This window comes from Rhizobium subbaraonis (genome assembly GCF_900220975.1).
Lineage (GTDB): Bacteria > Pseudomonadota > Alphaproteobacteria > Rhizobiales > Rhizobiaceae > Mycoplana > Mycoplana subbaraonis.
Genome location: NZ_OBQD01000002.1, coordinates 366,457 through 392,858 on the forward strand (window position 1 = coordinate 366,457; position 26,402 = coordinate 392,858).

General features: G+C 65.1%; 24 protein-coding genes and 1 riboswitch. Of the genes, 8 read left to right on the top strand and 16 right to left on the bottom strand.

Annotated elements, in window-relative coordinates:
• The 12 genes from CRO48_RS03985 to CRO48_RS04040 all read right to left on the bottom strand — a co-directional run bounded on the left by CRO48_RS03985 (window position 1) and on the right by CRO48_RS04040 (window position 11,501).
• Window positions 1–1,614, bottom strand: coding sequence for a putative PEP-binding protein (locus CRO48_RS03985; RefSeq protein ID WP_097136523.1), 1,614 nt, complete (start codon window positions 1,612–1,614; stop codon window positions 1–3).
• Window positions 1,598–1,939 (bottom strand): HPr family phosphocarrier protein, encoded by a 342-nt coding sequence (locus CRO48_RS03990; RefSeq protein ID WP_097136525.1) that lies wholly within the window; start codon window positions 1,937–1,939, stop codon window positions 1,598–1,600. The genes CRO48_RS03985 and CRO48_RS03990 overlap by 17 nt, the downstream gene beginning before the upstream one ends.
• Complete coding sequence (gene dhaM, locus CRO48_RS03995; protein WP_097136527.1) at window positions 1,936–2,334, bottom strand: dihydroxyacetone kinase phosphoryl donor subunit DhaM; 399 nt, start codon at window positions 2,332–2,334, stop codon at window positions 1,936–1,938. The genes CRO48_RS03990 and dhaM overlap by 4 nt, the downstream gene beginning before the upstream one ends.
• Entirely contained in the window at window positions 2,331–2,945 is a 615-nt protein-coding gene (gene dhaL, locus CRO48_RS04000) for a dihydroxyacetone kinase subunit DhaL (protein ID WP_097136529.1), read from the bottom strand. The genes dhaM and dhaL overlap by 4 nt, the downstream gene beginning before the upstream one ends.
• A gap of 15 nt (window positions 2,946–2,960) precedes the next feature.
• A complete protein-coding gene (locus CRO48_RS04005; protein ID WP_097136772.1) occupies window positions 2,961–4,616 on the bottom strand; it encodes a dihydroxyacetone kinase subunit DhaK in 1,656 nt (551 codons plus the stop codon).
• A 103-nt stretch (window positions 4,617–4,719) separates the two neighbouring features.
• Window positions 4,720–5,727, bottom strand: a complete 1,008-nt coding sequence (locus tag CRO48_RS04010) for an ABC transporter ATP-binding protein (RefSeq protein WP_097136531.1) — start codon at window positions 5,725–5,727, stop codon at window positions 4,720–4,722.
• Window positions 5,720–6,817, bottom strand: a complete 1,098-nt coding sequence (locus CRO48_RS04015) for an ABC transporter ATP-binding protein (RefSeq protein ID WP_097136533.1) — start codon at window positions 6,815–6,817, stop codon at window positions 5,720–5,722. The genes CRO48_RS04010 and CRO48_RS04015 overlap by 8 nt, the downstream gene beginning before the upstream one ends.
• Before the next feature lie 3 nt (window positions 6,818–6,820).
• Window positions 6,821–7,027: a hypothetical protein gene (locus CRO48_RS04020; RefSeq protein WP_097136535.1), complete on the bottom strand. Its 207-nt coding sequence runs from the start codon at window positions 7,025–7,027 to the stop codon at window positions 6,821–6,823.
• Window positions 7,024–7,977, bottom strand: coding sequence for a carbohydrate ABC transporter permease (locus CRO48_RS04025; RefSeq protein WP_097136537.1), 954 nt, complete (start codon window positions 7,975–7,977; stop codon window positions 7,024–7,026). The genes CRO48_RS04020 and CRO48_RS04025 overlap by 4 nt, the downstream gene beginning before the upstream one ends.
• On the bottom strand, window positions 7,974–8,921 hold the full coding sequence (locus tag CRO48_RS04030; RefSeq protein ID WP_407071889.1) for a carbohydrate ABC transporter permease: 948 nt from the start codon (window positions 8,919–8,921) through the stop codon (window positions 7,974–7,976). The genes CRO48_RS04025 and CRO48_RS04030 overlap by 4 nt, the downstream gene beginning before the upstream one ends.
• A gap of 99 nt (window positions 8,922–9,020) precedes the next feature.
• Window positions 9,021–10,346 carry an ABC transporter substrate-binding protein gene (locus tag CRO48_RS04035; RefSeq protein WP_097136539.1) on the bottom strand — a complete coding sequence of 442 codons (1,326 nt, stop codon included), beginning with the start codon at window positions 10,344–10,346 and terminating at the stop codon, window positions 9,021–9,023.
• A 240-nt stretch (window positions 10,347–10,586) separates the two neighbouring features.
• Window positions 10,587–11,501 carry a LysR family transcriptional regulator gene (locus CRO48_RS04040; RefSeq protein WP_245423416.1) on the bottom strand — a complete coding sequence of 305 codons (915 nt, stop codon included), beginning with the start codon at window positions 11,499–11,501 and terminating at the stop codon, window positions 10,587–10,589.
• Window positions 11,502–11,569: 68 nt separating this feature from the next.
• On the opposite strand from CRO48_RS04040, the gene CRO48_RS04045 reads away from it, so the two are divergent.
• Complete coding sequence (locus CRO48_RS04045) at window positions 11,570–12,331, top strand: sulfite exporter TauE/SafE family protein (protein WP_245423417.1); 762 nt, start codon at window positions 11,570–11,572, stop codon at window positions 12,329–12,331.
• Window positions 12,332–12,388: 57 nt separating this feature from the next.
• On the opposite strand, the gene ribB is transcribed toward CRO48_RS04045, so the two are convergent.
• The 3 genes from ribB to CRO48_RS04060 all read right to left on the bottom strand — a co-directional run bounded on the left by ribB (window position 12,389) and on the right by CRO48_RS04060 (window position 16,612).
• A complete protein-coding gene (ribB, locus tag CRO48_RS04050; RefSeq protein WP_097136543.1) occupies window positions 12,389–13,030 on the bottom strand; it encodes a 3,4-dihydroxy-2-butanone-4-phosphate synthase in 642 nt (213 codons plus the stop codon).
• Window positions 13,031–13,146: 116 nt separating this feature from the next.
• A riboswitch (FMN riboswitch) is annotated at window positions 13,147–13,295 on the bottom strand.
• 111 nt (window positions 13,296–13,406) lie between these two features.
• Window positions 13,407–14,765, bottom strand: a complete 1,359-nt coding sequence (locus CRO48_RS04055) for a sigma-54-dependent transcriptional regulator (RefSeq protein WP_097136545.1) — start codon at window positions 14,763–14,765, stop codon at window positions 13,407–13,409.
• Complete coding sequence (locus CRO48_RS04060; protein WP_097136547.1) at window positions 14,762–16,612, bottom strand: sensor histidine kinase; 1,851 nt, start codon at window positions 16,610–16,612, stop codon at window positions 14,762–14,764. The genes CRO48_RS04055 and CRO48_RS04060 overlap by 4 nt, the downstream gene beginning before the upstream one ends.
• A 222-nt stretch (window positions 16,613–16,834) precedes the next feature.
• On the opposite strand from CRO48_RS04060, the gene CRO48_RS04065 reads away from it, so the two are divergent.
• The gene (locus CRO48_RS04065; RefSeq protein ID WP_097136549.1) at window positions 16,835–18,166 is read left to right on the top strand and encodes a dicarboxylate/amino acid:cation symporter; all 1,332 of its coding nucleotides are present in this window, start codon (window positions 16,835–16,837) and stop codon (window positions 18,164–18,166) included.
• A 186-nt stretch (window positions 18,167–18,352) separates the two neighbouring features.
• Window positions 18,353–19,405, top strand: a complete 1,053-nt coding sequence (locus CRO48_RS04070; RefSeq protein ID WP_097136551.1) for an AraC-like ligand-binding domain-containing protein — start codon at window positions 18,353–18,355, stop codon at window positions 19,403–19,405.
• 18 nt (window positions 19,406–19,423) lie between these two features.
• Here CRO48_RS04070 and CRO48_RS32050 read toward each other — a convergent pair whose 3' ends face one another.
• Window positions 19,424–19,774 carry a hypothetical protein gene (locus tag CRO48_RS32050; RefSeq protein ID WP_176526646.1) on the bottom strand — a complete coding sequence of 117 codons (351 nt, stop codon included), beginning with the start codon at window positions 19,772–19,774 and terminating at the stop codon, window positions 19,424–19,426.
• Window positions 19,775–19,996: 222 nt separating this feature from the next.
• Between CRO48_RS32050 and CRO48_RS04075 the strand changes: the two genes are divergently transcribed.
• The 5 genes from CRO48_RS04075 to CRO48_RS04095 all read left to right on the top strand — a co-directional run bounded on the left by CRO48_RS04075 (window position 19,997) and on the right by CRO48_RS04095 (window position 26,363).
• Window positions 19,997–21,115 (top strand): cache domain-containing protein, encoded by a 1,119-nt coding sequence (locus tag CRO48_RS04075; RefSeq protein ID WP_176526647.1) that lies wholly within the window; start codon window positions 19,997–19,999, stop codon window positions 21,113–21,115.
• Window positions 21,112–22,182 carry a ligand-gated ion channel gene (locus tag CRO48_RS04080; RefSeq protein WP_097136555.1) on the top strand — a complete coding sequence of 357 codons (1,071 nt, stop codon included), beginning with the start codon at window positions 21,112–21,114 and terminating at the stop codon, window positions 22,180–22,182. The genes CRO48_RS04075 and CRO48_RS04080 overlap by 4 nt, the downstream gene beginning before the upstream one ends.
• 184 nt (window positions 22,183–22,366) lie before the next feature.
• Entirely contained in the window at window positions 22,367–24,661 is a 2,295-nt protein-coding gene (locus tag CRO48_RS04085; protein ID WP_097136557.1) for an FdhF/YdeP family oxidoreductase, read from the top strand.
• Window positions 24,658–24,963, top strand: coding sequence for a hypothetical protein (locus CRO48_RS04090; RefSeq protein ID WP_097136558.1), 306 nt, complete (start codon window positions 24,658–24,660; stop codon window positions 24,961–24,963). The genes CRO48_RS04085 and CRO48_RS04090 overlap by 4 nt, the downstream gene beginning before the upstream one ends.
• Window positions 24,964–25,094: 131 nt before the next feature.
• On the top strand, window positions 25,095–26,363 hold the full coding sequence (locus CRO48_RS04095; protein WP_097136561.1) for an alpha/beta fold hydrolase: 1,269 nt from the start codon (window positions 25,095–25,097) through the stop codon (window positions 26,361–26,363).
• Window positions 26,364–26,402 lie beyond the last annotated feature (39 nt).

Here is a 26,402-nt window from a genome sequence, read left to right on the forward strand (position 1 = left end):
TCAGCTCCCGGCCTTGCTGCCATCCGCGTTCATGCGCGCAAGCGTCTCGCGCACAAGCGCCATGCGCGTCGGCGGCATCGAAAACGCGCGGAAGCCGAACGACAGCAGCTCTGGCAGCAGGCTCGGCTCCGTCGCCAGGTCACCGCACAGCCCGACCGGCTTGCCGGTTGCCAGCGCTGCGGGAACGGTATGCGAGAGGAACCGCATCGTCGCTGCAGTGGAGGCCTCGTGCAGGTGGGAAACGGCTGCCTCGCCACGTGCCGCGGCTGTGAGATACTGCGCGAGATCGTTGGTCCCGAAGGAGAAGAACGCAGCGTCGGCAAAAGTCTCCGGCATCAGCGCCGCAGCCGGCACTTCCAGCATGATGCCGAGCGGCGGCATGCCATGCGCGGTGCCCCGCATCGCCAGATCTTCGGCTTCATCGGCGAAAATCTCCATGGTCTGCGCGAGCTCATCAGGCGACGTCACCATCGGCGCCAGTACCTGAAGATTGCCATAAGGGGCGGCGCGCATCAGGGCGCGCACCTGCACCCGCAATATGTCGGGCCGGGCCAGCAGCAGCCTGATGCCGCGTAGGCCGAGATAGGATGCCGGGTCCACGGAGGCGCGCGGAAGCGGTTTGTCGCCGCCGAAATCGAAGAGGCGGATCGTTACCGGCGCCCCCGCGGCCCAAGCCAAAACCTCGGAATAGTAGCGTGCCTGCCGGTCTTCGTCGTCGAAATCGCGGGGCGACGTCACCAGATACTCGGTGCGGAAGAGCCCGATGCCATCGCAGGCCGAGGGCGAAAGCCCACGCAGTTCGGATGGATGGCCGATATTCGCCATCACCTGGACGAGCACGCCGTCCGCCGTCCGCCCCGGTTCGGTCGGTGCGTGCTCACGAGGCGGCGGGGCCGGAGCGCCGATGGCGGCCGCGTTCTCGTTGGCGGCGAGTCGCAACGTTCCTTCGTCGCGCTCGACCAGGCCTTCCTCACCATCGACAAAAAGTCTCGTCCCGTCTTCGATGGCAAACTCGCCCAGCCCGACCACCATCGGCACGCCGCGGCTTCGTGCCAGCATCGCCACATGACTGGCCGTACTGCCGCCGGAAAGGACGATGGCTCCGCCTGCAGACCAGTCGTGCGCCAGAAACTGGCTGGGCGCCATATCGCGGCCGACGAATACCGAGCCTTTCGGAAAGTCCGCGGGCACCTGACCGAGCAGCATGTCAAGCACCTGGTTGCGAATGTCCAGCATGTCGCTGCTTCTGGCCCGGATGTGTTCGTCCTCCGACGCCTCGAAGCCATGGACATATTCGTCCATCGACGCCACCCAGGCACGCGAAGCACTCTCGCCCACGCGGATGCGCGCGAAGCTCGGCCTGACGATCGCCGGATCGCGCAGCATCTCGATCTGGAATTCCAGAATGGCACCGCTCTGCAAGTCTGCGGTCTCGGCGAGTGCGCGCAGCCGGTCGATCGTGCCGTTGACGGCATCGGCCAGCCTCTCGACGTCGCGGTCGGTCGGAACCTCGCCCTGCCCTCCGCTCGGCGCAACGGCGGCAGCTACATGGGCAGGACCACGAGCCCGTCCCGGCGAGGCTCCACGCCCGGCCAGCCTAAGCGCTTCGGGCATGCGGCTTCTCCTCGTCGAAATTGCGCTCGACGAGGGCGCATAGCGCCCGCACCGCCTCGTCTGCCCCGGCACCGTCCGCCTTGATGGAAAGGACGAAGCCCTTGCGGATGCGGGCGCCCATGATTTTGACGATGCTCTTGCCGTTCAGCCACACGCCGTCTTCGTTGACTTCGACACCGATCGCGCAGGGAAAAGACTTGGCCAGACGCGTGAAGGCGACCGACGGCCTGGCGTGAAGGCCGATGTCGTGGGTCACCTCGACCCGCGCGCAGACGGCACGGTTCGTAGGCAACGAACCCTCCGGTTGGCTCACGCGCCGCGTCATGGAGAAAGCTCCTCCGCCGTCGCGACGACGCGGGCGAGAGCCGCGCCGCCGGAGGCCTCGGCAGCGGCCATCACAGCGCCTTCCACCAGCGGCGCATTGCAGATGAGCACGCGCCGCGCCCGCGCCGGCTCAAGCATTTCGATCGCCATTTCGCTGTTCGTTTCGGCCCCGCCGAGATCGACGAAGACCGCCACGCCCGCTTCCGACCAGGCCGCGGAGATCGCCTCCACGATATCCCCGACATTGGTGCCGAGGCCGCCGTCGGCGTTGCCGCCGCACCATGCGAGCGGCACGCTGTCGCCGACCATCTGGCGCACCATGTCCGCCGTGCCGCGCGCGATGAGCGGCGAATGCGACACGATGACGATGCCGACATGTGCACCATTGACCTTCATGCGAATTGGGTCTCCCCGATGTAGCGACAGATCGTATCCGTCAAAAGTGCACAACTGCAGGCCCCGGGATCCATATGTCCGATCGACCTGTCGCCCAGGAAGGCGGCACGCCCGCGCATGGCCTTCATCGCGATCGTGCCCCGCGCCGCCATGCCGGCGGCTGCCGCAATCCGCGCCGGCGGCTCCTGCTTTAGTACCTCTGACTGAACCGCGTAAAGCACGTCGAGCAAGGTTTTTTCGCCCGCCTGCGACCGGCCGCGTCGCGCGACCGCGTCCACGGCCGCCGGCAGCGCATGCACCAGCATGTCGCAGGCGCGCCCGCCCTCCATCCTGCGGCCCATCTCGATCAGCAGCGTTCCGTAGAGCGGGCCGGCGGCTCCGCCCACCGTCATCACCAGCGTCATTCCGATCCGTTCCAGCGCGCGCGCCAGCGGCAGCGCATCAAGCTCGTCCCGCTCCGCATAGACGGCCTCGCAGCCTCTTTTCATGTTCGTGCCGTGATCACCGTCGCCAATTGCCCGATCGAGCGCGCACAGGTGCTCGGCATTCGCGGCGATCGCCTCGCGGCACGCCTCTATCAGGCCGGCAAGTGTCGAACGATCCCCGTGCACTCATCCCTCCACCTGTCAGACGTGCGCCCCTGCAGCTGCCTCGAAAGCCGCGGCCACGGCTTCCGCACCCGGATCCGGCACGCCCTCCAGATCGCGCGCGGCGAGATAGGCGGAACGACCCGCCTTGGCCCGCATCATGGACCCGGTGGCGGCGGCCCCCTGCCGCGCCGCCTGAGCGGCAGCCGCAAGACCCTCGCTCGCCAGCGCCCGGACCGCCGGCGCCAGCGCATCGACCATGGTGCGGTCGCCCGGCACGGCGCCGCCGTAGAAGGTCACCCGTTCCAGCCCGGCCGAGAGCGCCTGCGCGAAGTCGCCGCCATCGGCCAGCTTCTTTCCCGCAGCCGTGAACAGGATCGACAGCAGCACCCCGCTGGAGCCGCCCATGCTGGTGCCCAGGGTATCGCCGATCGCGCCGCAGGTCGCGGCTGGGTCGTCAAGTGGCAGCTTCGGCAAGAGCGCAAGCACGCTGCGGGCGCCGGTCGCGACCGTCGATCCGGTGTCGCCGTCCCCGGTGCGCGCGTCGAGCCGGTTGAGATCCGCCTCCAGCGAAATCAGCCTGTTGCAGATCGCTTCGACGACCCGGGCGGCGGCGGCATCTCCGGTAACCTCGCTCCGCCCATTCGAGCCTGCAGGAACAGCGGTGACCGCCTTTGGCGCCGGCAGCACGGAAAGCGCATGCCGTCGCACGGGCTCCACCCATGCGCGAGGTGCAACGGGCGCCGTCAAAGCCGCCGCGCGGGCCTCGTCGAGCGCAATCAGAGACAGCGAGAACCCATTCATGTTGAGCGCGGTCATCAGCGGAGCCGGGCCGAGGATCAGATCGACCCGGTCGGCCAGCGACGAATCGAGCACGGCCTTGGCGATCAGGCCCATTTCCAGCGGCGGCACGGCGCCGAGATTGTTGATCAGAAGCGCGTGGCGCCGGCCAGCCGGCATCATCCCGTCAAGCCGTTGTACCATCGTGGCGACGATCGCCGCCGCTTGCTGCAGCGCGATCCGCTCCGCGCCCGGCTCGCCATGAATGCCCAGGCCGAGCTCGCCTTCGTTCGGGCCGAGCCGGTCCTCGTGCGCCTGCCCCGGGATGGAGCAGGTCGAGAGCGACATGCCAAGCGAGACGATGTCGGCGGCGGCCGCCCGTGTAGCCACGGCTATCGCGTCCAGTTCTTCGCCGGCTTCGGCCATGTGACCGGCGATCTTGTGGATGAACAGGGTGCCCGCGACACCGCGGGGCTGCGGCAGGTCGGGAAGGGCGATGTCGTCGGCGACGATCACCATCTCGACCCTGAAACCTTCGGCGCGCGCTTTTTCCGCGGCCAGGCCGAAGTTCAGCCTGTCTCCAGTGTAGTTCTTCACCACCAGCAGGCAGCCGGGGGCGCCCGTCACGGCGCGGATCGCCGTCAGGACCGCATCGACGCTGGGCGAGGCGAAGATCTCGCCGGAGACCGCAGCCGTCAGCATGCCTTTACCGACAAAGCCGGCGTGGGAGGGCTCATGGCCGGCGCCGCCGCCGGAGATGACGGCGACCTTCGACTTGTCCCAGTCGGCGCGGACGATCACCTTGATTGCGGGATAGGTGTCGAGGCGCGCCAGTTGCCCTTCCGGCGTCGAGAGCAGCAGACCGTCGAGCGCCTCGGTGACGATGTCTTCCCTGCGGTTGAAGAAATGCTTCATCCTGACCATCCGTCCTGTCGTTCGTTGCACGGCCTTCAACGGCTGGCCGTGCGGAAGGTTCGGTTCGCAGACGACGCCGGGCTTGCCGCGGCGTCGTCCGATGTCACGTCAGCCGCTGTCCGCCGGCATCGAAATAGAGCGGGTTGCGAAGTTTCAGATCAATCCGGTCGCCCCGACCGATGGCAAGATAGGGGTCGGCCAGCGTTACCAGCCTGTGTTGGCCGACCTTGATATGCAGATGGTTCTGGTCGCCCAGATGTTCGATCCAGTCGATCTCGGCATTGCCGCGCTCGGAACGCGCGATCTCCAGATGCTCGGTGCGCGCGCCGATGGTTTTAGTGCCGGCCGGCGCGCTGCCCCCCGGCAGGAGGCCTTCCGGAATCAGGTTGATGTGCGGCTGGCCGAGGCGGGCGGCGACATGCAGATTGGCGGGGTTGCTGTAAATCTCGCGCGGCGTGCCCATCTGCACCAGCCTGCCCTCTGCCAGGATGCCGATCCGGTCCGCCATCGTCATCGCCTCGATCTGGTCGTGGGTGACGTAGAGCAGCGTCGAGCCGAGCTCGCTCTGGATCCGCTTGAGCTCCAGCCGCAGCTCACCGCGCAGCTTGGCGTCGAGCGAGGACAGCGGTTCGTCCATCAGATAGATCGCCGGCTTGCGCACCAGCGCCCGGCCGATCGCCACACGCTGCATCTCGCCGCCCGAAAGGCGTGTCGAGCGGTTTTCCAGCTTGTGGTCGATGCGCACCATCTTCGCCACCTCGCGAACACGTCCGTCGATTTCGGTGGCCGGCAGCCGCCGCGCGGGCGAGCGCAGCGGGAAGGCGAGGTTTTCGTAGACCGTCAGGTGCGGATAGAGCGAGTACTGCTGGAACACGAAGGCGACGTCGCGGCTCGCCGGAGCTTCGCCGACCACGTCGCGGCCGGCAATGGTCACCCGCCCGCTGTCCGGCTTCTCCAGCCCGGCGATCAGGCGCAGCGTGGTGGTCTTGCCGGCACCGGTCGGTCCGAGCAGCACGACGAACTCCCCGTCGCGCACCGTCAGGTTGACGTTCGAGACGGCCTGTGTTTCGCCGAAGGCCTTGCTGATGCCGGCGAGCGTGATCTCAGCCATGACGGGCCTCCGCATAGAGAGAAGAGGGGACGGCCTTGCCGGAGGCGCAATCGAAGAGCGACAGCTTCTCGCTGTCGAGCTCGAGCCCGACATTCTCGCCAATCGCGAAATCCCGGTCTGCTGGCACGCGCGCCTTCAACACGCCTTGCGCCGTCTCGACCGAGACGATCTGGTTGGTGCCGAGGTACTCGCTGCCGTAGATGGCGCCGCGCAAGGGGGCCGCTTCACTGAAGCGGACGTGCTCGGGTCGAACCCCGAGCGCAAGCTCGCCCGGCTCCCGCACCACATGCACCTGCGGCACGCGAACCGGGACTTCGCCGACCGTCACGCTGGTGGAACCGTTTTCCAGGCCGGAATGGAAGCGAAGGAAGTTCATCGGCGGCGAGCCGATGAAGTCGGCAACATACATCGAGGCCGGGCGGGCGTAGATTTCCTGCGGCGTGCCGTATTGTTCGATGATGCCGTGGTTCATGACGGCGATCTTGTCGGCCATGGCCATCGCCTCGTGCTGGTCGTGGGTGACGTAGACGGTGGTGGCATGGATGCGGTTATGCAGTTCGCGCAGTTCGTGAACCATCACCTCGCGGAATTCCGCATCCAGCGTGCCGAGCGGCTCGTCCATCAGGAAGCACTTCGGCCGGCGCACGATCGCGCGGCCGAGCGCGACGCGCTGGCGGTCACCGCCGGCAAGGCCCGAGACGGATCGGTCGAGGATGTGACCGATTTGCAGGAGCCTTGCCGTCTCCTCCACCCGCTTTTTGATCTCCGCCTTCGGTACGCCCTGCGAGAGCAGCGGAAAGCCGATGTTCTTGCGCACGTTCATATGCGGATAGAGCGCGAAAAGCTGGAAGACGAAGGCGATGTCGCGGGCACTTGCCCGATTGAACGTGACGTCCTCGCCATCCAGCAGGATCTTGCCGCTGGTCGGCAGTTCCAGCCCGGCGATCATGCGCAGCGTCGTCGTCTTGCCGCAACCCGACGGCCCGAGCAGCGCCAGGAACTCCCCGTCCTGCACGGTGAAGGTGGAATCCTCTACCGCGGCGAAATCGCCGAACTGCTTGCGCAGGTTTTCAACTCTGATCTCCGCCATTGCCTACTCCGGAAACTTCGAGACGACGATGAACATGAGGGTGCCGGCGAGAAGCGTCACCAGCGACCAGGTGTAGAGCACCAGCGCGAACGGCTGGAACAGCATCAAGAATCCGAGCGCGATCAGCGCGGTGGCGATATTCTCCATCGGCCCGCGACGAAGGAAGAAGGGACGCTTCTTCTTGGGCAGTGGCGAGGTCTCTACTGTCATTTGCGCACCGCTCCGAAGGTGATGCCGCGCAGAAGCTGTTTTCGCAGCAGGATGGTGAAGACGAGGATCGGGACGAGGAAGATCGTCGTGCCGGCGGCGACCGCGGGCCAGTCCATGCCGCCCTCGCCGATGATGGTCGGGATGAAGGGGGGCGCGGTCTGCGCCGAGCCTGACGTCAAAAGCACCGCGAAGGCATACTCGTTCCAGGCGAAGATCAGGCAGAAGATGGCGGTGGCGGCGATTCCGGTCGTCGCCTGCGGCAGCACCACCTTGCGGAAGGCCTGCAGGCGCGTGTAGCCGTCGATCATCGCCGCCTCCTCGTACTCGCGCGGGATCTCGTCCATGAAGCCCTTGAGCAGCCAGACGGCGAGCGAGACGTTGACCGCCGTGTAGAGCAGGATCATGCCGAGCGCTGTGTCCGACAGGCCGAGTTCGCGGTACATCAGGTAGATGGGGATGGCGACGGCGATCGGCGGCATCATCCGCGTCGACAGGATGAAGAACAGGAGGTCGTCGGCGAGCGGCACGCGGAAGCGCGAAAAGCCGTAGGCCGCGAGCGTGCCGAGAAAGACGGCGAGGAAGGTCGAGCCGAAGGCGATCACCATGGAATTGGTGAAGCGCGGCCAGTAGTTCGAGGGGCCGGCGATGACCATGTTGCGGCTGCGGGTGATCTCGTCGCAGGTCGACTGCGGCGGCCCCAAGGACTCGATGTATTCCGCCGTCTGGCGGGTGCGGGTGGTGAAGAGATTGCAGTAGCCTTCCAGCGTCGGCGTGAAGACGAGCTTCGGCGGGTAGCTGATCGAATCCGGCGGCGACTTGAAGCTGGTCATGAAGATCCAGGCCAGCGGCACCATGGTGACGATCGCATAGACCACGACGATGATGCCGGCGATACGCTTGGTCGTTGCACTCGGCTCGACGACGGAATGGGCTGAAGTGGCGTTGCTCATCTCTGCTTCACCCTGTTCAGTGCCTTGACGTAGATGTTGGCGAGCCCGAAGACGGCGACGAAGAGGATGATGGCAAAGGCCGAGGCACGCCCCGTCCGCCAGCTCTCGAAGGCCTCGCGCTTGAGCGTGATCGAGGCGACTTCCGTGGTCGAACCAGGCCCGCCGCCGGTGAGCAGCATCACCATGTCGAACATCTTGAAGTTCTCGATGCCGCGGAAGAGCACCGCCAGCATGATGAAGGGCAGCGCCATGGGGATGGTGATCGACCAGAACTGACGCCAGGCCGACGCCCGGTCCACCTCCGCCGCCTCGTAGATGTAGTCGGGGATGGAGCGAAGACCCGCCAGGCAGATCAGCATCACATAGGGCGTCCACATCCAGGTATCGACGATGATGATCGACCAGGGCGCCAGCGACACGGAGCCGAGCATCTCGAACGAGGACGGCGGCACGCCGGTGATGTAGGAGACGATATAGTTAAAGAGGCCGATCTGCGGCTGGTAGAGGAACCGCCAGAAGTTGCCGACCACGGCCGGCGACAGCATCATCGGGATCAGGATGACGGTCGTCCAGAAGGCATGGCCGCGGAACTTGCGGTCGATCAGGTAGGCCAGCGAAAAACCGATCAGCGTCTGCAGCAGGATCGTCCAGAAAACGAAATGGGCGGTCGTCTGCATCGCGATCCAGATGTCTGAATCAGTCAGCACCCGCTGGTAGTTCTGCAGGCCGACGTTCTCCAGCACGGCGTTCGGCCGGTTGGCACGGTAGTTGGTGAAAGAGAGACGGATCGCCCAGATCAACGGAAAGATGTTGATGGCCAGAAGCAGCGCGATCGTGGGCGTGATGAAAAGCCAGGCGATGGCCCGATCGGAGAGGCCGCCGATGCGCCGGGCGAGCGACACGGGCGTCGACGCCGCGGCCCGTTCCGGCTCCTTCTCCAGAATGGTCGTATCGGAATTGATCACGGACTTTACCTTGAAGCTCGGGGAGGTCGCTTGCGGCGGGGCCGCCCGGACGGCGCCGGGCGGCCCACCGGGAGGAAATCAGAGTTTCCCTTCGTCCTCGAAGATCTCGGTCCAGTCCTTGACCAGCCCGTCGAGCGCCTCCTTGGCGGTGCCCTGGTCGGCCACGACATAGTCGTGGAACCGCTTCTGCGCCGACTGAAGCAGGATGGCGTAAGCCGGCTCCTGCCAGAAGTCCTGCACCTGGTTCATGGCAACTAGGAAGTCGGCCGCAAAGGGCTGGCTGTCCTTGAAGGAGGGATCGTTCAGCACGTCGTTGTGCACCGCATAGCCGCCGAGCTGCCACCACTTCTTCTGCACGTCCGGCTGGGCAAACCATTTGATGTAGGCCAGCGCACCGTCCATGTTGTCGGTGTTGGCGACGACCGAGATGCCCTGTCCGCCGAGCGTCGAGGCCGCGGTCGCCTCCTTCGGGTTGACGAAGAAGCCGATCTTGTCGCCGCCGACGTTCTCATCCTTGGCAAGGCCGGGGAAGAAGGCGAACCAGTTCATCGCCATCGCCGCCTGGCCGGATTTGAACGCGTCGAGCGTCTCGCCCATATAGGCGTCGGTGTAGCCAGGAGGTGTGCAGCACTTGTAGAGTTCCTTGTAGGCCTCCAGTCCCTTGATCGCGCCCTCCGAGTTCACCGCGCCGTCCATGTCGTACTTGCCGGGCGTGTTCTCGTACTTGAATCCGTAGGGATAGAGCGCCTGCGTCGCACCCATGGTGATGCCTTCCGAGGCCCGCTCGGTGAAGATCGCCGCGCCATACACCTTCTTGCCGTCGATCTCCTTGCCGTTGAAGAACTTGGCCGTTTCCAGCAACTCATCCCAGGTGGTCGGCGCCGCCAGGTCGCGGCCGGTCGCGGCCTTGAACTCGGCCTGGATCTCCGGCTTGCTGAACCAGTCCTTGCGGTAGAACCAGGCGTTTGCATCGCCCATGGCCGGCAGCGCCCAGTAGTTCGGCGTTCCCTTCGGCCAGGTCGAATAGGCATTGACGGCGGCTTCGGCGAAGTCGCTCATCTTGATGCCTTCCTTGTCGAAGAAGTCGTTGAGCTTGACGTAGTAGCCGTTCTCGGCCGAGCCCCCGATCCACTGGCTGTCGCCGATCAGGAGATCGCAGAGCTTGCCGCCGGAATTCAGCTCGTTGAGGATGCGGTCGGCGAAATTCGGCCAGGGCACGAACTCGAACTTCATCTGCGTGCCGGTCTGCGCGGTGAAGTCCTTCGACAGTTCGACCAGCGCATTGGCCGGGTCCCAGGCCGCCCAGCAGAGCGTCAGTTCGTCGGCCTGCGCCAGACTCGGCAAGGCCGTCGAAAGGCCAAGCGCCATCGTTGCCCCAAGAAGGGGTCTGCACATCGTTTTCATGAAATCCTCCCAGATTCGAAAGGAAGCCCCACGCCGCCCTTCGGAAAACTCCCTGCACCTCCATGCCCGGCACGGCCCTCACTCCGCCATGTTGAGCAATATGTTTAGTGATACGCAATTCACTCAACATGGCAAGAGACAATCGTCGCTGCACCGCAGCGTCAGACGCCGCAATGTCTGGGACCCAGTGAGGGGACGAGATTGTTCAGTTAACCCCCTCCAGCTCGGCTGCCGATTTGACTATCTGCCGCGCGAAGAGGGTGGAAAGGCTGCGAGATGCTCCACGAGATCCAGGGCGGGGGCAGCCGGTTCCTCCTGCGACAGGGTGCAGATCGCAAGCCGGCGGACCGCCCAATCGTCCGTGAGCCGGACGATTGCCAGCTTCGGTGTTCCGCGATGCCGGCGCGCGGCCGTCTCCGGGACGATGCCAACCCCGACGCCTGCCGCCGCCATGCGGCAAATGCCCTCGAAATTGGCCACGCGCAGGCGCATCCTAAGCCTGTATCCCGCCTTGGCAGCCTGCAGTTCGATGTGATCCTGCAGCGCGCCGCTGGCAAGACCGACAAAATGCCGATCGATGATCCGCGAGAAGGAAAGAGCCTTTTCTGCAGTGCAAGGATCGTCCGGCGCTGCGACCACGACCAGCCGGTCGACGGCGAACGGCCGCAGCGTGAGACCCGACGTGTCGACGGCATCGGAGAGGATGCCGATCTCCGCAAGGCCCGCCCGCACCGCACGGGCAATCTCGTTGCTTTGCCGCTCCTTCAGTTCCACATCGACCCGCGGATGCGCCGCCATCCAGGGCGCGAGGCGCGGCGGCAGCAGTTCCGCCACCGCCGCCGTGTTGGCATGCAGCCGGACCGTCGTACGCACGCTTGCCGCGTGTTCGGCAAGTTCGCCCCGCATCTGCCCCAATTGACGGTGGATAAGGCGGGCGTGATGGGCAAGCGCCTCGCCCGCCCTTGTCGGCGTCACGCCGCGCCGCCCGCGCTCCAGTAGTGCTACGCCGCCATCGGCTTCCAGGTCTCTCAGGCGTTCGCTGGCGGCAGACAGCGAAAGGCCGCAGTCCACCGCGCCACGGGTAATGCTGCCGGCGTCCACCACGGCGAGAAACAGCTTGAGGTCAATCAGGTCGAAGCGCATGGGCGGCAGCATAACGCACGCCTAGCCTTCGGACCAGCCGAAGGCTAGCTGCGATTCTTCCGCATTGCGTGGCGCCCGGAATGCACTATCCACGACGCATGACCGTCGATCCGCTCATTCTCCCTGCTGTCGCCTTCATCACGTTCGCGGCCGCGGGCTTCGTGAAGCGCGTCACCGGCATGGGGCTGCCCACCGTGGCGATGGGACTGCTCGGAGCGCTGATCTCCCCGCTTGCCGCCGCCGGACTGCTGCTGGTTCCCTCTTTCGTCACCAATGTCTGGCAGTTGGCAACCGGCCCGGGCCTCGGCCCGTTGGTTCGCCGCTTCCGCAGCATGATGGTGGCGATCGTCGCAGGCACATTGGCCGGATCCGCGATGCTGGCGAGCGGCGATACGGACGCCACCACGAAGGCGCTGGGCGGCGTACTCGTCATCTATGCGGGTTATACGCTGCTGGCTCGTCAGATCCGAGTACCGCCGATGTTGGAGAGGTGGCTCTCGCCGGCCGCCGGTCTTGCGACCGGCCTCGTCGCGGGTGCGACGGGCGTCTTCGTGATCCCGGCCGTGCCCTATCTCCAGTCGCTCGAACTCGAGAAGGACGAGCTCGTCCAGACGCTCGGCCTGTCCTTCACCGTGTCGACCGTTGCTCTGGCTGCTGCACTCATCTGGCGGGGCGCATTTCGTGCCGACAATCTGGTGCTGTCGCTGCTGTCCGTGGTTCCCGCGCTGGCCGGCATGTGGGTCGGCCAGCGCGTCCGCGACAGGGTCAGCCCGCAAACGTTCCGCCTGTTCTTCCTGCTCGGGCTCGCGCTTCTCGGCGCCGAAATGGTGCTGCGGCCGTGAAAAGCTGGTGTCACCCGCCGAAACGTGCCGGCGGGCGGAGCTTCGGATCAGCGTCCCTCAGGCCACGGAGCGGATCTCGACCTCAGCGGCTTCGATCCGCCGGCGATAGGAGATCAGGTCCTCGATCGATACGAGAAGAAGGTTGTGCTTTTCGGCGAACGCCTTCAGCTGTGGCAGGCGCGCCATGGTACCGTCGTCGTTGGCGATCTCGCAGATCACCCCGGAAGGCGCAAGTCCCGCCAGGCGGGCGAGATCGACGGCAGCCTCGGTGTGGCCCGGCCGGCCGAGCACGCCGTGTGGATTGGCCCGCAGCGGGAAGATATGGCCCGGTCGCGCGAAATCTTCCGGCTTCGACGCCTCGTCCACGAGCGCGCGGACGGTCGCCGCACGCTCGGCGGCGGAAATGCCGGTCGTCGTGGTCGGAAGGTAGTCGACCGACACCGTGAACGCCGTCTTGTGGGAATCGGTATTGTTGGGAACCATCAACGGGATATCGAGCGCATCAAGCCGCGCGCCTTCCATCGACACGCAGATCAGCCCGCGCGCATGGTTCATCATGAAGGCGATCGAGGCGGGGGTTACGGTCTGCGAGGCGATGACGATATCGCCTTCGTTCTCCCGGTCCTCGTCATCCACGACCACAACCATCTCGCCGCGGCCGATTGCTGCGATCGCATCTTCAATTTTCGAAAGCGTCATTTCCGTAGCCTTTCAAGGGTCCGCCAGCGAACTGGCCGTTTTGTACCGCTCGCAAGCGAGCGAAAATCCCTTGGGCGAACAAGCATCGGCAGCCTTCACACGGAAAGCGCCTGCCGCGTTGCTCTCTTCCATCCGGACTATACCGTCGGCTCCGGCCTCTCACCGGATCTGCTGACCTTCCGGCTGTGGACCGGAAGCGCTCGCGGGCTCCGGAATTTCTCCCGATACCGCCGGTGGGGAATTGCACCCCGCCCTGAGAACGTCTCCAACATAGGTCCAGACAGCCACCTATTGCAAGAGCGCGCGCCTGCGCAGCACGGCAAAAGAATGCCTGCCGCGGTGAACACAGCGTTCAGCCAGCATGTCCGCGGCGTTCTCACGGCGCCTTGCCGGCGAAGTCGCTGCGAACGATCCCGTGGCGCTGGAGCTTGTCGTAAAACGTCTTGCGCGGAATGCCGAGGGCGGCGACGGTCTGCTGTACGTTGCCTTCGAACGAGCGCAGCGTCTCGCGAATGATCTTCGCCTCGTAACTTTCGAGCCGTTCGGGAAGGGTTTCGGGCGGCCCATCGCCGGAGGCCGGCACATTCGCTGCGGTAGCCGCAGGCTCGAGGCCCAGGACGACACGCTCGGCGAAATGCGAAAGCTCCCTCACATTGCCGGGCCAGGCGTGCTCGGCCAGATGCCTCGCCGTCGCCGGCGACAGCTTTGGCACCGCACGCCCGAAGCGCCGTGCCGCGCGCTCGGCGAAATAGCTGAATAGCAACGGGACGTCCTCCCGCCGCTCCCGCAATGGCGGAATGGTGACGGCGACCACGTTGAGACGGTAATAGAGGTCTTCGCGAAATGTCCGGCGCTGCGACGGATCGCCGAGATCGACCTTGGCGGCAGCGACGACGCGCAGGTTCACCGGCCGGACCTCGTTGGTACCGAGCGGCGTGACTTCGCGCATTTCGAGAACCCGCAGCATCTGCACCTGGGCGGAAAGCGGCATGCTTTCTATCTCGTCCAAAAACAGCGTTCCCCCGCTCGAATGCTCGATCCGCCCGACGCGCTTCTTCTGGGCGCCGGTAAAGGCGCCGGGCTCGTGGCCGAAGAGCTCGCTTTCGATGATCTGTTCCGGCAGCGCCCCGCAGTTCAGTGCCACGAAATTGCCGCCCGACCGGTGGCTCCAGTCATGCAGCAGGCGGGCGACGACCTCCTTGCCGCTGCCCGTTTCTCCGGTCACGAGCACGTCGACATCGGTCTCGGCGATCTGCCTCAGGGTCTGGCGAAGGCGCTCCATCGCCGGGGTCTGGCCGATCAACGGAAGATCGTCACCGGCAGCATTCGCAGCCTCGCGCAGGCGACGGTTCTCCATGACCAGCCGCCGCTTTTCCGCCGCACGTCGGACGCACTGGTTCAATTGCTCGGCCGGAAAAGGCTTGGCGATGAAATCATAGACGCCGTCGCGGATGGCGTTCACGGCCATCGGGATATCGCCGTGGCCCGTCACCAGGATCACAGGGATCTCCTCGTCGATGGCCCGGATGCGCTTGTAGAACTCCAGACCGTCCATGCCGGGCATGCGGATGTCGGAGACCACCACCCCCTCGAAGCCTGCGTCGATCGCCGGCAACGCCTTTGCCGCGGACGACAGCGGCACGACGTCGAAGCCTGAGAGCTGCAGCGTCTGCGCGGTCGCCCGCAGCAGGTCGCGGTCGTCGTCGACGAGCATCACCGGTGTTGAGGCGCTCATTTTCCAGCCTTTCGCAAATGTACGCGGAAGCGCGCTCCGTCTGCCCCGCTCTCCACCTCGATGCGCCCGCCATAGTCGGCAATGATGTCCTTGGAGATGACGAGGCCGAGGCCGAGGCCTTTCTCCTTGGAGGTGTTGAAGGGCTCGAAAAGAACATCGAGGATTTCCGTCGCAATGCCGGGACCATTGTCTTCGACGGCGACCACGACTTCGCCGTCCGCCTGACAGACGGTGACGCCGACGCGCCCGTCCGGCCGGTCCTCAACCGCCTCCAGCGCGTTCTGGAAGAGATTGATGAAGACCTGCTCGAGCCTCAGCCGGTTTCCCATCACCTCCAGACCAGGCGGCGGCATTTCGATTGCGAGCCGCTCCAGGCGTCCGGTGAAGCGGCTGCGCAGAAGCATCACCGCGCCGTCGATAACGTCCGCCAGCGCAACGGGCGCGGCCTCCGCGCGGCCCTTGCGCGCCAGCGCCTTGAGGTCGGCGGTTATCGCACCGATCCGCTCCGTCAGACCGGCGATCAGTTCGAGGTTTTCGATCGCCGGGACGGTCTGTTGCCGCTCCAGGAAGACCTTCGAATTGTCGGCATAGGCGCGGATGGTCGCGACCGGCTGGTTGATCTCGTGGGCAACGCCGGCAGCGACCTGCCCTAGGATCGCCAGCCGGTTGGCATGGACGAGATCCTGCTGCACCGTCTGCAACTGGGCCTCGGTGGCGCGGTGACCGGAAATCTCCGCCTGCAGCCGATCGCGTGCAAGGCTGAGATCGGCGGTGCGCTCGATCACACGCCGTTCGAGATCTTCGCGCGCCCGCTGCTCGCGCACGCGTGCCGCAATCAGCCCCTCTCGCCGGCGCAGCCAAATCGCTGCCGCAAGAAGCAGTCCGCCAAGCCCGAGGAGGGCGGCAAGCCGTGCCTCCCGCTCGGCCGCCGCAACCGCCGCGTCGATCGGCGCCAGATACTCGAACTGCCACGGCGTGGAAGCCACCGGGGCGACGAGCCGAAGGTAATCCTCCGCCTTGCTCCCCGGAAGCACTGTGCGCACCACGCTGGTTCCGTCTCCGAGCCGCTCGACCTGCGCGAAGGGCAGGGGCACCAATGGCGCCTCGCCGAACTGCAGGCTTCGGCGAATGGCCGCCAGCCTCTCCGGCGGCAGCGGCATCGTCGTCATGAAACGCCAGGATGGAATGCTCGTAATCAGCACCACATTGTTTGCGTCGGTGACGTAGGAGGGGCGCTGCGTGTCGCGCCAGGCGCTTTCCAGCTGGTCGAACTCCATCTTGACGACGACGACGCCGAGTGGCGCCTCGGCCGGGCCGACGCGATGGGAAATGTAGAGCCCGGGGCGCTTGCTGATGTTGCCGAGGGCGAAATGCTCCGCCGTACCGTCCTTCATCGCCTTGGAAAAGTACTCGCGGAAGGAATAGTCGATGCCGACGAAGCTCGTCGGCTCGCGCCAGTTGCTGGCGGCAATGGCAACGCCCGTCGTGTCGATGACGTAGAGCACCGACGCGCTGGTCCCGACCACCAGATCCTCGAGCTTCCGGTCCAGCGCCTGCCGGCTGGTCGCATCGCCGGACGCCAGGGTTTCCTGCACGTCGCGGTCAAGCGACAGCACGAAGGGCAGCGCGCGCGGGCGCTCGAGCACGGCGCGAAGCAGGGAGATCTTAAGGTTCGCCTCGGCACGCCCCTGCGCCTCCAGCGAGGACAGGGCTGAAGCCCGCCCATAGATCCCCGCGAAATGCACCGTCGCGAGGAAGAGAACGAGCGCAATCAACGCAAAGAGCAGCCACGTCCGCCTGATCCACCGGCGCGACCCGGCGAACATGGATGAGATGGCCTCGATCATCCGCCATTCTGAGCACAAATCCGCACATTTCTCAAGATGATTTGTGCGGACTTTCGCACATTATCACCTAGAGCGTCATAACAAGCAATCGCTGAAATTGTTTATATTCAACGTCTTATTGCAACATTTCGCATTCTGGCACGCCGTTTGCTGACCTCCCGACCATACCAGCCATCCGCCCCGGGAAGAGCCAATAGTGGTGAGGGCACGAAGGAGGACATCATGAACATTGCATCTGCATCAGAGGCACCGCGCGCGCCGCTGCCTTTCTACCGGCACCTCTATTTCCAGGTCATCGTCGCGATCATCGCCGGCATGCTGGTCGGCCACTACTATCCGGAATTCGGCGCCAGCCTGAAGCCGCTCGGCGACGCCTTCATCAAGCTGGTGAAGATGATTATCGCTCCGGTGATCTTCCTCACGGTCGCGACCGGCATCGCCGGCATGTCCGACCTGAAGAAGGTCGGCCGCGTAGCCGGCAAGGCGATGATCTACTTCCTGACGTTTTCCACGCTCGCCCTTGTGGTCGGCATGGTAGTGGCAAACGTCGTCCAGCCCGGCGCCGGCATGAACATCGATCCGGCGACGCTAGATGCCAATGCGGTATCGAGCTACGCCGCCAAGGCGCATGAATCGACGATCACCGGCTTCCTGATGAACGTCATCCCGCAGACGATCGTCGGCGCGTTCGCCGATGGCGATATCCTGCAGGTGCTGTTCTTCTCCGTCCTGTTCGGCATCGCGCTCGGAATGGTGGGCGACCACGGCAAGCCGGTCGTCGATTTCCTCCACGCGCTGACCGCGCCGATCTTCCGGCTCGTGGCGATCCTGATGAAGGCTGCACCGATCGGCGCCTTCGGCGCGATGGCCTTCACCATCGGCAAGTACGGGATCGGTTCGGTCGCCAATCTGGCGTTCCTGATCGCCACCTTCTACATCACCTCGCTGCTGTTCGTGTTCGTCGTGCTCGGAGCAGTCGCCCGCTACAACGGCTTCTCCGTCGTGGCGCTCATCCGCTACATCAAGGAAGAGCTTTTGCTCGTGCTCGGCACCTCGTCGTCGGAGGCCGCCCTGCCAGGGCTGATGCAGAAGATGGAGCGCGCCGGCTGCAAGCGCTCGGTCGTCGGCCTCGTGATCCCCACCGGCTACTCGTTCAACCTCGACGGCACCAACATCTACATGACCCTCGCAGCGCTCTTCATCGCGCAGGCTGTCGGCATCGACCTGTCGATCGGCGACCAGATCCTGCTGCTGCTCGTCGCGATGCTGAGTTCCAAGGGTGCTGCCGGCATCACCGGCGCCGGTTTCATCACGCTCGCTGCGACGCTTTCCGTCGTGCCGTCCGTTCCGGTCGCAGGCATGGCGCTGATCCTCGGCATCGACCGGTTCATGTCGGAGTGCCGCGCGCTGACGAACTTCGTCGGCAACGCCGTCGCCACCATCGTCGTGGCTCGCTGGGAAAACGAACTGGACGTGGAAAAGCTCAACGAGGCGCTGGCAGGACGGCCGGCGGAAGAGCAGACCCCTGTTCCCTCGCTGCAACCAGCAGAATAATTCCTCCCAGGGAAGACCGGCCGAAGGGCCAGCAAGAAGGCCCGCCTCCACAGGCGGGCCTTTTCGCGCGTCGGGCAAGGAATTGGCGTAAGGCGCTGTTTTCGCGCGGCGTCTGCCGAATGTCGCTTCGCTTGTTAAGCTTTATGCGTTAACGGTAGTGCGATCATCCGCACCGCGCTTCCATCCATGCAACAGCATATCCAACCACCCGAGATTGCGATTACCGCGGGGGCGGCCCAGGGCGGGGCGTCCTTCGCGGTATTTGAGTACGCTTGCGCTCCGGTGTTCGACGCCTGGATGACCGACCAGGCGGAGACCGCGACCTTCGATGTGCAGTTCCACAGCGCCCAGATCGGTCGGATGATCCTCGGCCTCGCCGGCATGACCGGCGCGCATTACCGATACGAGCGGAACGAGCGCAAGGTCGCGCAGACGGGGCTGGAACTCGTCCTCGTGCAGATGATCACCGAAGGTTCCGACGTGCGTATTGTCGGCGGGCGCGAGATCGTTTCGCGGCCGGGCGACATCTTCATCAGCGACCTCACGCGGACCATCGCCACCACGACCCAGCACTGCCGCAACGTCACGGTCGCAGTGCCTCGCGCGCTGATATCCGACAGCGAGGTCGATCTTGATCGCCTGCACGACAGGGTGCTCATGGCAGACACCACCGCGGCGCGCCTGTTTGCATCGCATCTCGCCACGACGTGGCGCGAACGCCACAGCATCGGCGCCGGCGAGACGGAAATGGTGGCGCAGGCCACCGGCCAGTTGCTGGCGAGCCTCGCGCTCTCAACCGCCAGCCGGGAAGACGTGCAGCGTAGCATATCGGCCTCCGTTCTCGTCCGCGTCTGCCGCTACATCGACGACAACCTCGGCCGCGCCGACCTCGGCCCCGACCTGATTTGCCGCGAAATGGGCCTTTCCCGGGCAGCGCTCTACCGCCTGTTCGAACCGCTGGAAGGGGTGGCCCGCCACATTCGCAATCGCCGCCTCGTCCGGGTTTTTCGCTCCTTGACCTCCCGGCGCATCGAGGTCCGGACGATTGCCGAAATCGCCTATGCGCACGGATTCTTTGACATGTCCGCCTTCATCCGCGCCTTCAAGGCGCGCTACGGGATGACGCCCAGTGACGCGCGGACGATGGCCGCGATGCTGCCGCCGGAAGCTGCGCCAAACGGCATTGAAGAGGGCGGCAGCCTGCTCCGCCACTGGATCACGGCGATCGGCACGACCTGAAGCGGCGGGCGCCGGTCTTCAGCCCGGCACCATCGACGTTGTGATCGTTACCGGGACACCCGGCGTCACCGCCCTGCATGCCGCAACCGTTCCCCCGATCAGCACGGCGACATTGATCCTGCCGGCCTTGGGATTGCAAATCCATTCCGCAACGCCGTCGGGCAGGCAATGGAAGACCTGTTCGCGGCCATCCGTCATGGGCTTGATCTTGAAGTTTGCATTTTCGCGCCAATCCGGGGCGACCTGCGCCAGGGTCTCGTGGCACTCGGCGATCGAAGCCGCCGGCTTCTCGTAGAGCACCGGATTCCCGGCCAGGGCCGGCAGCGAATGGGCAAGCGCGATCGTTACGGCTGCAAGACGGATCTTCATTGCATTCCTCTGTGCGGAAAGGCAGGTGCGGCGAGGGTCTGGCAATCTCTATTCGCGCGTGCCGCCCCGTGTCGATCGGCGGGAACGGGCAGGCTTGCAATTGAGACGGAATGCCAACGAATTGAGACGCAGGCCAAATCCGGGCGCGTTTACCCGCCGATCGGCCGTGCCTATGGTCCCTTGAATTGGCGGCGCGTTCCGCCAGCTTCGCCGGAACACCGCATGACCCTCGACAAATCGCTCTCCCTTGCCGCGGCCGCCCTGATCGCCCTGACGCTTGCCATTGGCGGATGGGCCCTGCAGCGCGACGAGCGCGCCTTGCTCTCCGACGCTCAGACGCGGGAGATCGAGGTGACGGCACTCGTCCTTGCGACAGCGATGGATCAGGCCGCCACGCTCTCGGCGACCCAGGCCGAGACGATTGCCCGCGATCCGGAGGTCGCATCGCTGATGAGGGCAGGGGATCGTGAAAGCCTTGTGGCGAAAAGCCGTCCCACGCTCGAGCTTCTCGGCAACCTTGCAGGCGTCGAGGTGCTGCATTTTCACACTGCCGACATGAAGTCGTTTCTGCGCGTCTGGGAGCCAGACAATTTCGGGCAGGATCTCTCCCGCTTCCGGCCCATGATCGTCGCCGTCAATCACGATCGCCGGCTGCGCAAGGGACTGGAGCTCGGTGTCCGCGGCCTCAGCCTGCGCGCGGTCTCCGCCCTCATGGATGGTGAGCAGCTCGTGGGCACCGTCGAGGTCGGCGTCGACCTGAAATCGCTCACCGAACTGGCAAAGGCTGCGACCGGAGCCGACTTCGCGCTGTTCCTCGATGCGTCGGCGGGCGTCTCCGAGGACGGAACGGCGAGCGCCGAGACCGGACTGAAGATGGAGGCCGCCACCGATACCGGGCTCTTCCAGCGCCTGCGCGACGGCGGGCAGGTCCGCCTGTCGCGGGATTCCTATCTCGAAAAGGTCGAGATCGGCGGACAGACGCTTGGCATGATGGGCCGGCCCCTTCTCGACTTCAGCGGCCGCATGATCGGCACGATCGTCGTCACCCGGGACCTGACCGAGCTGGAAGGCCATCTGTCGCGCTCGCTTGTCACAATTGCCGCAGTCTGCGTCGTCGGCTTTCTCGTCGTCTTCTCCACCGTTATGGCAGTCCTCCGCGGGCTCTTGCTTCGACCGCTGCAGCGGCTGACAGCTCAGCTTCGTGACGGAGAGGGCTTGGACCAAGCCGACGGCCTCTCCAGTGTTCCGGAGTTCCGCGAGCTTCAGCAGGCCGTTCGGGATGCCGCAGGAGCTGGAAAGCCGCCACCCGCTCTCAGCCTCCGCGCGGAGAACCGCCGGTGACGTGGGCCATTCGTCCCCTGCTGGCCATCATCTTGCCGGGCGCGGCCTTCCTTGTTGCCCTGTGGTCGGCGGCGCTTGTGCAGGCTGCCGATCTGCCTCAAGGGGCTGCCCTGCCGATACGGGTCAATCTCGCCGTGCGGCTGCTCGATGTCGTCAAGATCTCCGAAACCGCCGGCGAGATCTCAGCGTCGCTGGAGTACACCGCACGCTGGCACGACCGGACGCAGCGCTTCGATCCGATCGCCACCGGCTCAAGCCGCCGGGATTTCACCGGCGACGAGGCCAGGCGCGTGCTCAAGACGATCTGGACGCCACGGCTGCTGATCGAAAACCTGATCAACGACCCGCGCAACGAGACGACATCGCTGTCTGTCTTCTCGGACGGGGCAGTCGTCCTGATCCGTCACCTGGAAGCGGATTTCCGCATTATCAGCGATCTCTCCGCCTTTCCCTTCGATCGGCAGACACTTGTCTTTCCCTTTGTATCGGAGGCGTATCCGGCCGACGAGGTCGTCTTCGTCGTCGACGACCGCGACCGCGAACTCTCCACTTTCGCCGCAGCCCTGACCGCTTCGGACTGGACGGCGACATCGATGCGTTCTGCGATGGAAACGTTCTACGGCTGGAACGCCCGCCCCTTCGTTCGGGCCAGCGCAAAGATCGTCGTCGAACGCGCCTGGCCGCGCTATTTTCTCAGGATCTTCGTGCCATTCGTCGCCGTGCTGACGGTGTCGCTCTTCATTCTCTGGGCCTCGCGAACGACCTTTTCCGACACGATCGGCATTACCTATAGCGCTCTGCTGGCTTTGGCCGCGCTCAGTTTCACGTTCGAAGGCAGCTTCCCCGGCAGCATGTCGGTCAATTCGCCGATCGCCTTCATGATCTCGCTCGGTTATTTCTACCTGATCTTCGTGCTGCTGGTCGACCTGCTGATGACCCACGAAAAGTTGCCCGGCGCGCGCACAAACCCCTGCCTTACCGCGGAAGTCCGCGCGCAGATCCGCTATGCTCTGCCGATCATCTTCACGACCGTCTGCGTCTGCATCATCCTGCGTTCGCTGGCCTGACGATCCCTCCTGGGCTGCCTCGACGCGTGGCGAAGTCCTGGTGCCGTGCGCCTGGTTGACTGCGCGAACAACGGCATCCTCTGTCGGTTTCGAACCCGGCAACGCATGAAATTGATAGAACATTCCTATCATGCGATTAGGTCAGCCCGCTTGACCTAATTTGGCGATCGTCAATACAGGAGGAATGGACACAGGATTTATCGGCAAGAAGTCATCGGCCGCTGGCGGCTGGGGTGCATTGAAGAGCTGCGGCAAGCGGCTGCTTGAAAGCGGTACGCCGCTGTCCGGCGCGCGCACCATGCTCAAGGCGAACCAGCCCGACGGGTTCGATTGCCCCGGCTGCGCGTGGGGTGACCCCGAACACGGTTCTTCCTTCGAGTTCTGCGAAAACGGCGTAAAGGCCGTCGCCTGGGAATCGACCGAGAAGCGCGCCACACCGGACTTCTTCGCGACCAGCACCGTCTCGGCGCTGCGTCAGCTGACCGACTACGAGCTCGAGGCAAACGGTCGCCTCACGCATCCCATGCGTTACGACCCGGCAAGCGACCGCTACCTGCCGGTTGCCTGGGAAGAAGCCTTCGCCGAGATCGGCAGTATCCTGAAGCGGCTGGACAGCCCCGACCGCGCGGAATTCTACACCTCCGGACGGGCGAGCAACGAGGCGGCCTATCTCTATCAGCTGTTCGTGCGCATTTACGGCACCAACAATTTTCCCGATTGCTCCAACATGTGCCACGAGGCAAGCGGGGTGGCGCTGCGCCAGGCCATCGGCGTCGGCAAGGGCACCGTGTTGCTGGAGGACTTTGAAAAGGCGGATGCGATCTTCGTGATCGGCCAGAATCCGGGCACCAACCATCCGCGCATGCTCGGAGACCTGCGCCGAGCGGCCAGGCGCGGTGCGCGCGTCGTCGTCTTCAACCCCATCCGCGAACGCGGTCTCGAACGCTTTTCCGATCCGCAGGACAAGATCGAGATGCTGCGCGGCGGCTCTACCGACATTGCCAGCCATTACCTTCAGCCGCAGCTCGGCGGCGACATGGCCGCGGTTCGCGGCATGGCCAAGGTGGTGTTCGCGGCCGAGGACACGGCAGTCGCCGCCGGTCTTCCGCCCGTGCTGGACCACGACTTCCTCGCCGAACACTGCATAGGGCTGGCCGACTACCGCAGCGCCGTGGAAGCGACCGGCTGGGCCGAGATCGAGGATCAGTCGGGGCTGACCCGGCAGGAAATCGAACAGGCGGCGGACGTCTACATGAACGCCGAGCGGGTGATCTGCACCTGGGCGATGGGCGTCACCCAGCACATTCATTCCGTCGCCACGATCCGCGAGATCACCAACTTCATGCTCCTGCGCGGCAATATCGGCAAGCCAGGCGCCGGCCTCTGCCCCGTTCGCGGCCACTCCAACGTGCAGGGCGACCGTACCGTCGGCATCAACGAGAAGCCACCCGCCGCGTTTCTCGACGCACTGGAAAAGAGGTTCGGCTTCGCAGTACCCCGCGCCGACGGGCATAATGTGCTTGCCGCCATCGGCGCCATGCTCGACGGGTCGGCGCAGGCCTTCATCGGCCTCGGCGGCAATTTCGCCCGCGCCACACCCGACAGCGCCCTCGTCGAGAGGGCGCTGCGCCAGCTGAAGCTGACAGTCCACATCGCAACCAAGCCAAACCATTCGCATCTGATGCCGGGCGAGGTCTCCTTCATCCTGCCGTGCCTCGGCCGCACCGAGATGGACATAAACTCGGCCGGAAATTCCCAGCTGATCAGCGTCGAGGATTCGATGAGCATGGTGCATGGTTCGGCCGGCATCAATCGCCCGGCCTCGCCGCATCTTCTTTCCGAGGTCGGCATCATCGCGGGCATCGCCGAAGCGACGGTCGGCAGCGGAGTGGTCGACTGGCGCGAACTGGCGGAAGACTACGACCGCATCCGCGATCTGATCGAGGCGACGATACCGGGCTTCGAAGCCTATAACGCGCGTCTGCGCAAGCCACGCGGCTTTCACCTGCGCAACGCTGCAGCGCACAGGGAATGGAATACACCGGCGGGCAAGGCGTCTTTTGCCTCCGGGCCTTTGCCACAGGAAACGGTGCACCAGCGGGCGCGAAAGGGGCAGGGGCGGTTTGCCCTGCAGACCTTCCGCTCGCACGACCAGTACAACACGACCGTCTACGGCCTCGACGATCGCTATCGCGGCGTCTATGGCGAGCGGCAGGTGATCTTCATCCATCCGGACGACCTGAAAGCCCTGAACGCCTCGGCGGGCGAGCGCGTCGACGTCGTCGGGGACCATGACGACGGCATCGAGCGGGTGGCCCGCGACTTCCGCTTCGTGCCCTACGACATTCCGCGCGGCAGCATCGCCGGTTATTATCCCGAGCTGAACGTACTCGTACCGCTCGGCAGCGCCGGGGAAGAGAGCGACACGCCGACTTCAAAGTCGATCATGGTCTCCTTCCGCAAACGTGAGGCCGCGTGAGCGGTCATCACCACGATGCGGAGGCCTTTCTCGCTCTCGTCGAACAGAAGCGGGGGCAGGATACGCAGCGGACCCCCATACAGGCGGCGATCCTTACCGCATTGGAACTCGGGATTGCCAACGACAGCCGCACGTTCTCCCGCCTTCTCGGCATCTCCCATGCGCTCGTCCTGCGTGAGCTAACCGCGCTGACGGAGCGCGGCGACGCCTTGCACATAGTGAAGCGGGACGAGCGGACGCTGCGCACGCACTACGAACCGCTCGCCGGAGCCCATCCCCGTACAGCCTGCATCAACATTTGATGGCAAAGCCGGTGACAGCGCCCGCCTGGCTGTGGGATAGAGCCGTCTGAAAGTCCGCCGGCGTCTGGCTTCCGGCGCACGAACAGATCGAGGAGCCGCCCTTGTCCGTCCGCCACTATACAATTCCAAGAATGTTCATTCGCGACCACCTCGTCACGGTCCCGCTCGACTGGTCGGACCCGGGAGGGGCGACGATCGAGGTCTTTGCCCGCGAGGTGTGCGACCCGACGAAGGCAGGCGAGACGTTGCCTTTGCTTCTGTTCCTGCAGGGCGGGCCGGGCGGCAAGTCTCCCAGGCCTGCCGGCGGCGGGCCGGGCTGGCTCGCGCACGCCCTCAAGACCCATCGGGTCGTGCTCATCGATCAGCGCGGCACGGGCCGCAGCACGCGCATCGAGAGCGCCACCATGGCAGGCTTTGAAAGCGGAATGGACGCGGCCGACTACCTCTGCCACTTCCGCGCCGACAGCATCGTCGCGGACTGCGAACACCTGCGAAAGACGGTGTTCGGCGACGTGAAATGGGAGACGCTCGGCCAAAGCTACGGCGGCTTCCTCACGCTGACCTACCTTTCCAACGCGCCGGAAGGTCTTGCAGCCTGTTATGTCACCGGCGGGCTTTCGGGCTTGCAGGCAACGGCCGACGACATCTATCGCCTCACCTATCCGCGTGTGGCGGAGAAGAATGCGCGTTACTACCTCCGCTATCCGCACGACCGGGAGCGGATCGGCCGTATTGCCGACTTCATCGCGGCAAACGACGTCCGCCTTCCGGATGGCGACCGGCTGACGGTGCGCCGGCTGCAGACGATCGGCATAGACCTCGGCATGGCGCCCGGCTTCGAGAGCATTCACTGGCTGATGGACGAGGCTTTCTCCGGCCCGTCAGAAGACCGGCTTTCCGACCATTTTCTCGCCTCGGTGATGACGCTCACCGCCTATGACGCCAACCCGCTCTTCGCCGTCCTGCAGGAAAGCATCTACGGCCAGGGCGACGGCGCAACCGGCTGGGCAGCCGAGCGCATCCGCGCCGAACATCCAGCCTTCGCCGACACGTGCCGGCCGCTGCTCCTGACCGGCGAGATGATGTATCCGTGGATGTTCTCCGAAATCCGCTCGCTGCGCCCGTTCCAGGCCGCAGCCGAGGCCCTTGCGGCCCGCCCGCGATTTGGCCGCCTCTACGATCCCGAACGACTGGCAGCCAACGAGGTGCCCGTCGCCGCTGCCGTCTATTTCGACGACATGTATGTCGATGCTGGCCTGTCGCTGGAGACGGCGCGGCATGTCGGCAATGTCGAGACCTGGGTAACGAACGAATACGAGCACGACGGCGTACGCCAGACCGACGCCGTCTTCACCCGGCTGGTCAACATGGTGAAGGAACGCGGCGGTCCGCGCCGATAGGCGTCGCGCCACGGACTGACGGGCCAACGCGCCCGGATG

Excerpts from the sequence above, each read along its gene's own strand:
- CRO48_RS03990 (WP_097136525.1), bottom strand. The coding sequence starts at position 1,939 with ATGACGCGGCGCGTGAGCCAACCGGAGGGTTCGTTGCCTACGAACCGT.
- CRO48_RS04070 (WP_097136551.1), top strand. The coding sequence starts at position 18,353 with ATGCAACAGCATATCCAACCACCCGAGATTGCGATTACCGCGGGGGCG.
- CRO48_RS04055 (WP_097136545.1), bottom strand. The coding sequence starts at position 14,765 with ATGAGCGCCTCAACACCGGTGATGCTCGTCGACGACGACCGCGACCTG.
- CRO48_RS04010 (WP_097136531.1), bottom strand. The coding sequence starts at position 5,727 with ATGGCTGAGATCACGCTCGCCGGCATCAGCAAGGCCTTCGGCGAAACA.
- CRO48_RS04045 (WP_245423417.1), top strand. The coding sequence starts at position 11,570 with ATGCACTATCCACGACGCATGACCGTCGATCCGCTCATTCTCCCTGCT.
- CRO48_RS04025 (WP_097136537.1), bottom strand. The coding sequence starts at position 7,977 with ATGAGCAACGCCACTTCAGCCCATTCCGTCGTCGAGCCGAGTGCAACG.
- CRO48_RS04020 (WP_097136535.1), bottom strand. The coding sequence starts at position 7,027 with ATGACAGTAGAGACCTCGCCACTGCCCAAGAAGAAGCGTCCCTTCTTC.
- CRO48_RS03985 (WP_097136523.1), bottom strand. The coding sequence starts at position 1,614 with ATGCCCGAAGCGCTTAGGCTGGCCGGGCGTGGAGCCTCGCCGGGACGG.
- CRO48_RS04075 (WP_176526647.1), top strand. The coding sequence starts at position 19,997 with ATGACCCTCGACAAATCGCTCTCCCTTGCCGCGGCCGCCCTGATCGCC.
- CRO48_RS04005 (WP_097136772.1), bottom strand. The coding sequence starts at position 4,616 with ATGAAGCATTTCTTCAACCGCAGGGAAGACATCGTCACCGAGGCGCTC.
- ribB (WP_097136543.1), bottom strand. The coding sequence starts at position 13,030 with ATGACGCTTTCGAAAATTGAAGATGCGATCGCAGCAATCGGCCGCGGC.
- CRO48_RS32050 (WP_176526646.1), bottom strand. The coding sequence starts at position 19,774 with ATGAAGATCCGTCTTGCAGCCGTAACGATCGCGCTTGCCCATTCGCTG.
- CRO48_RS04060 (WP_097136547.1), bottom strand. The coding sequence starts at position 16,612 with ATGATCGAGGCCATCTCATCCATGTTCGCCGGGTCGCGCCGGTGGATC.
- dhaM (WP_097136527.1), bottom strand. The coding sequence starts at position 2,334 with ATGAAGGTCAATGGTGCACATGTCGGCATCGTCATCGTGTCGCATTCG.
- CRO48_RS04065 (WP_097136549.1), top strand. The coding sequence starts at position 16,835 with ATGAACATTGCATCTGCATCAGAGGCACCGCGCGCGCCGCTGCCTTTC.
- CRO48_RS04035 (WP_097136539.1), bottom strand. The coding sequence starts at position 10,346 with ATGAAAACGATGTGCAGACCCCTTCTTGGGGCAACGATGGCGCTTGGC.
- CRO48_RS04015 (WP_097136533.1), bottom strand. The coding sequence starts at position 6,817 with ATGGCGGAGATCAGAGTTGAAAACCTGCGCAAGCAGTTCGGCGATTTC.
- CRO48_RS04040 (WP_245423416.1), bottom strand. The coding sequence starts at position 11,501 with ATGCTGCCGCCCATGCGCTTCGACCTGATTGACCTCAAGCTGTTTCTC.
- CRO48_RS04085 (WP_097136557.1), top strand. The coding sequence starts at position 22,367 with ATGGACACAGGATTTATCGGCAAGAAGTCATCGGCCGCTGGCGGCTGG.
- CRO48_RS04095 (WP_097136561.1), top strand. The coding sequence starts at position 25,095 with ATGTTCATTCGCGACCACCTCGTCACGGTCCCGCTCGACTGGTCGGAC.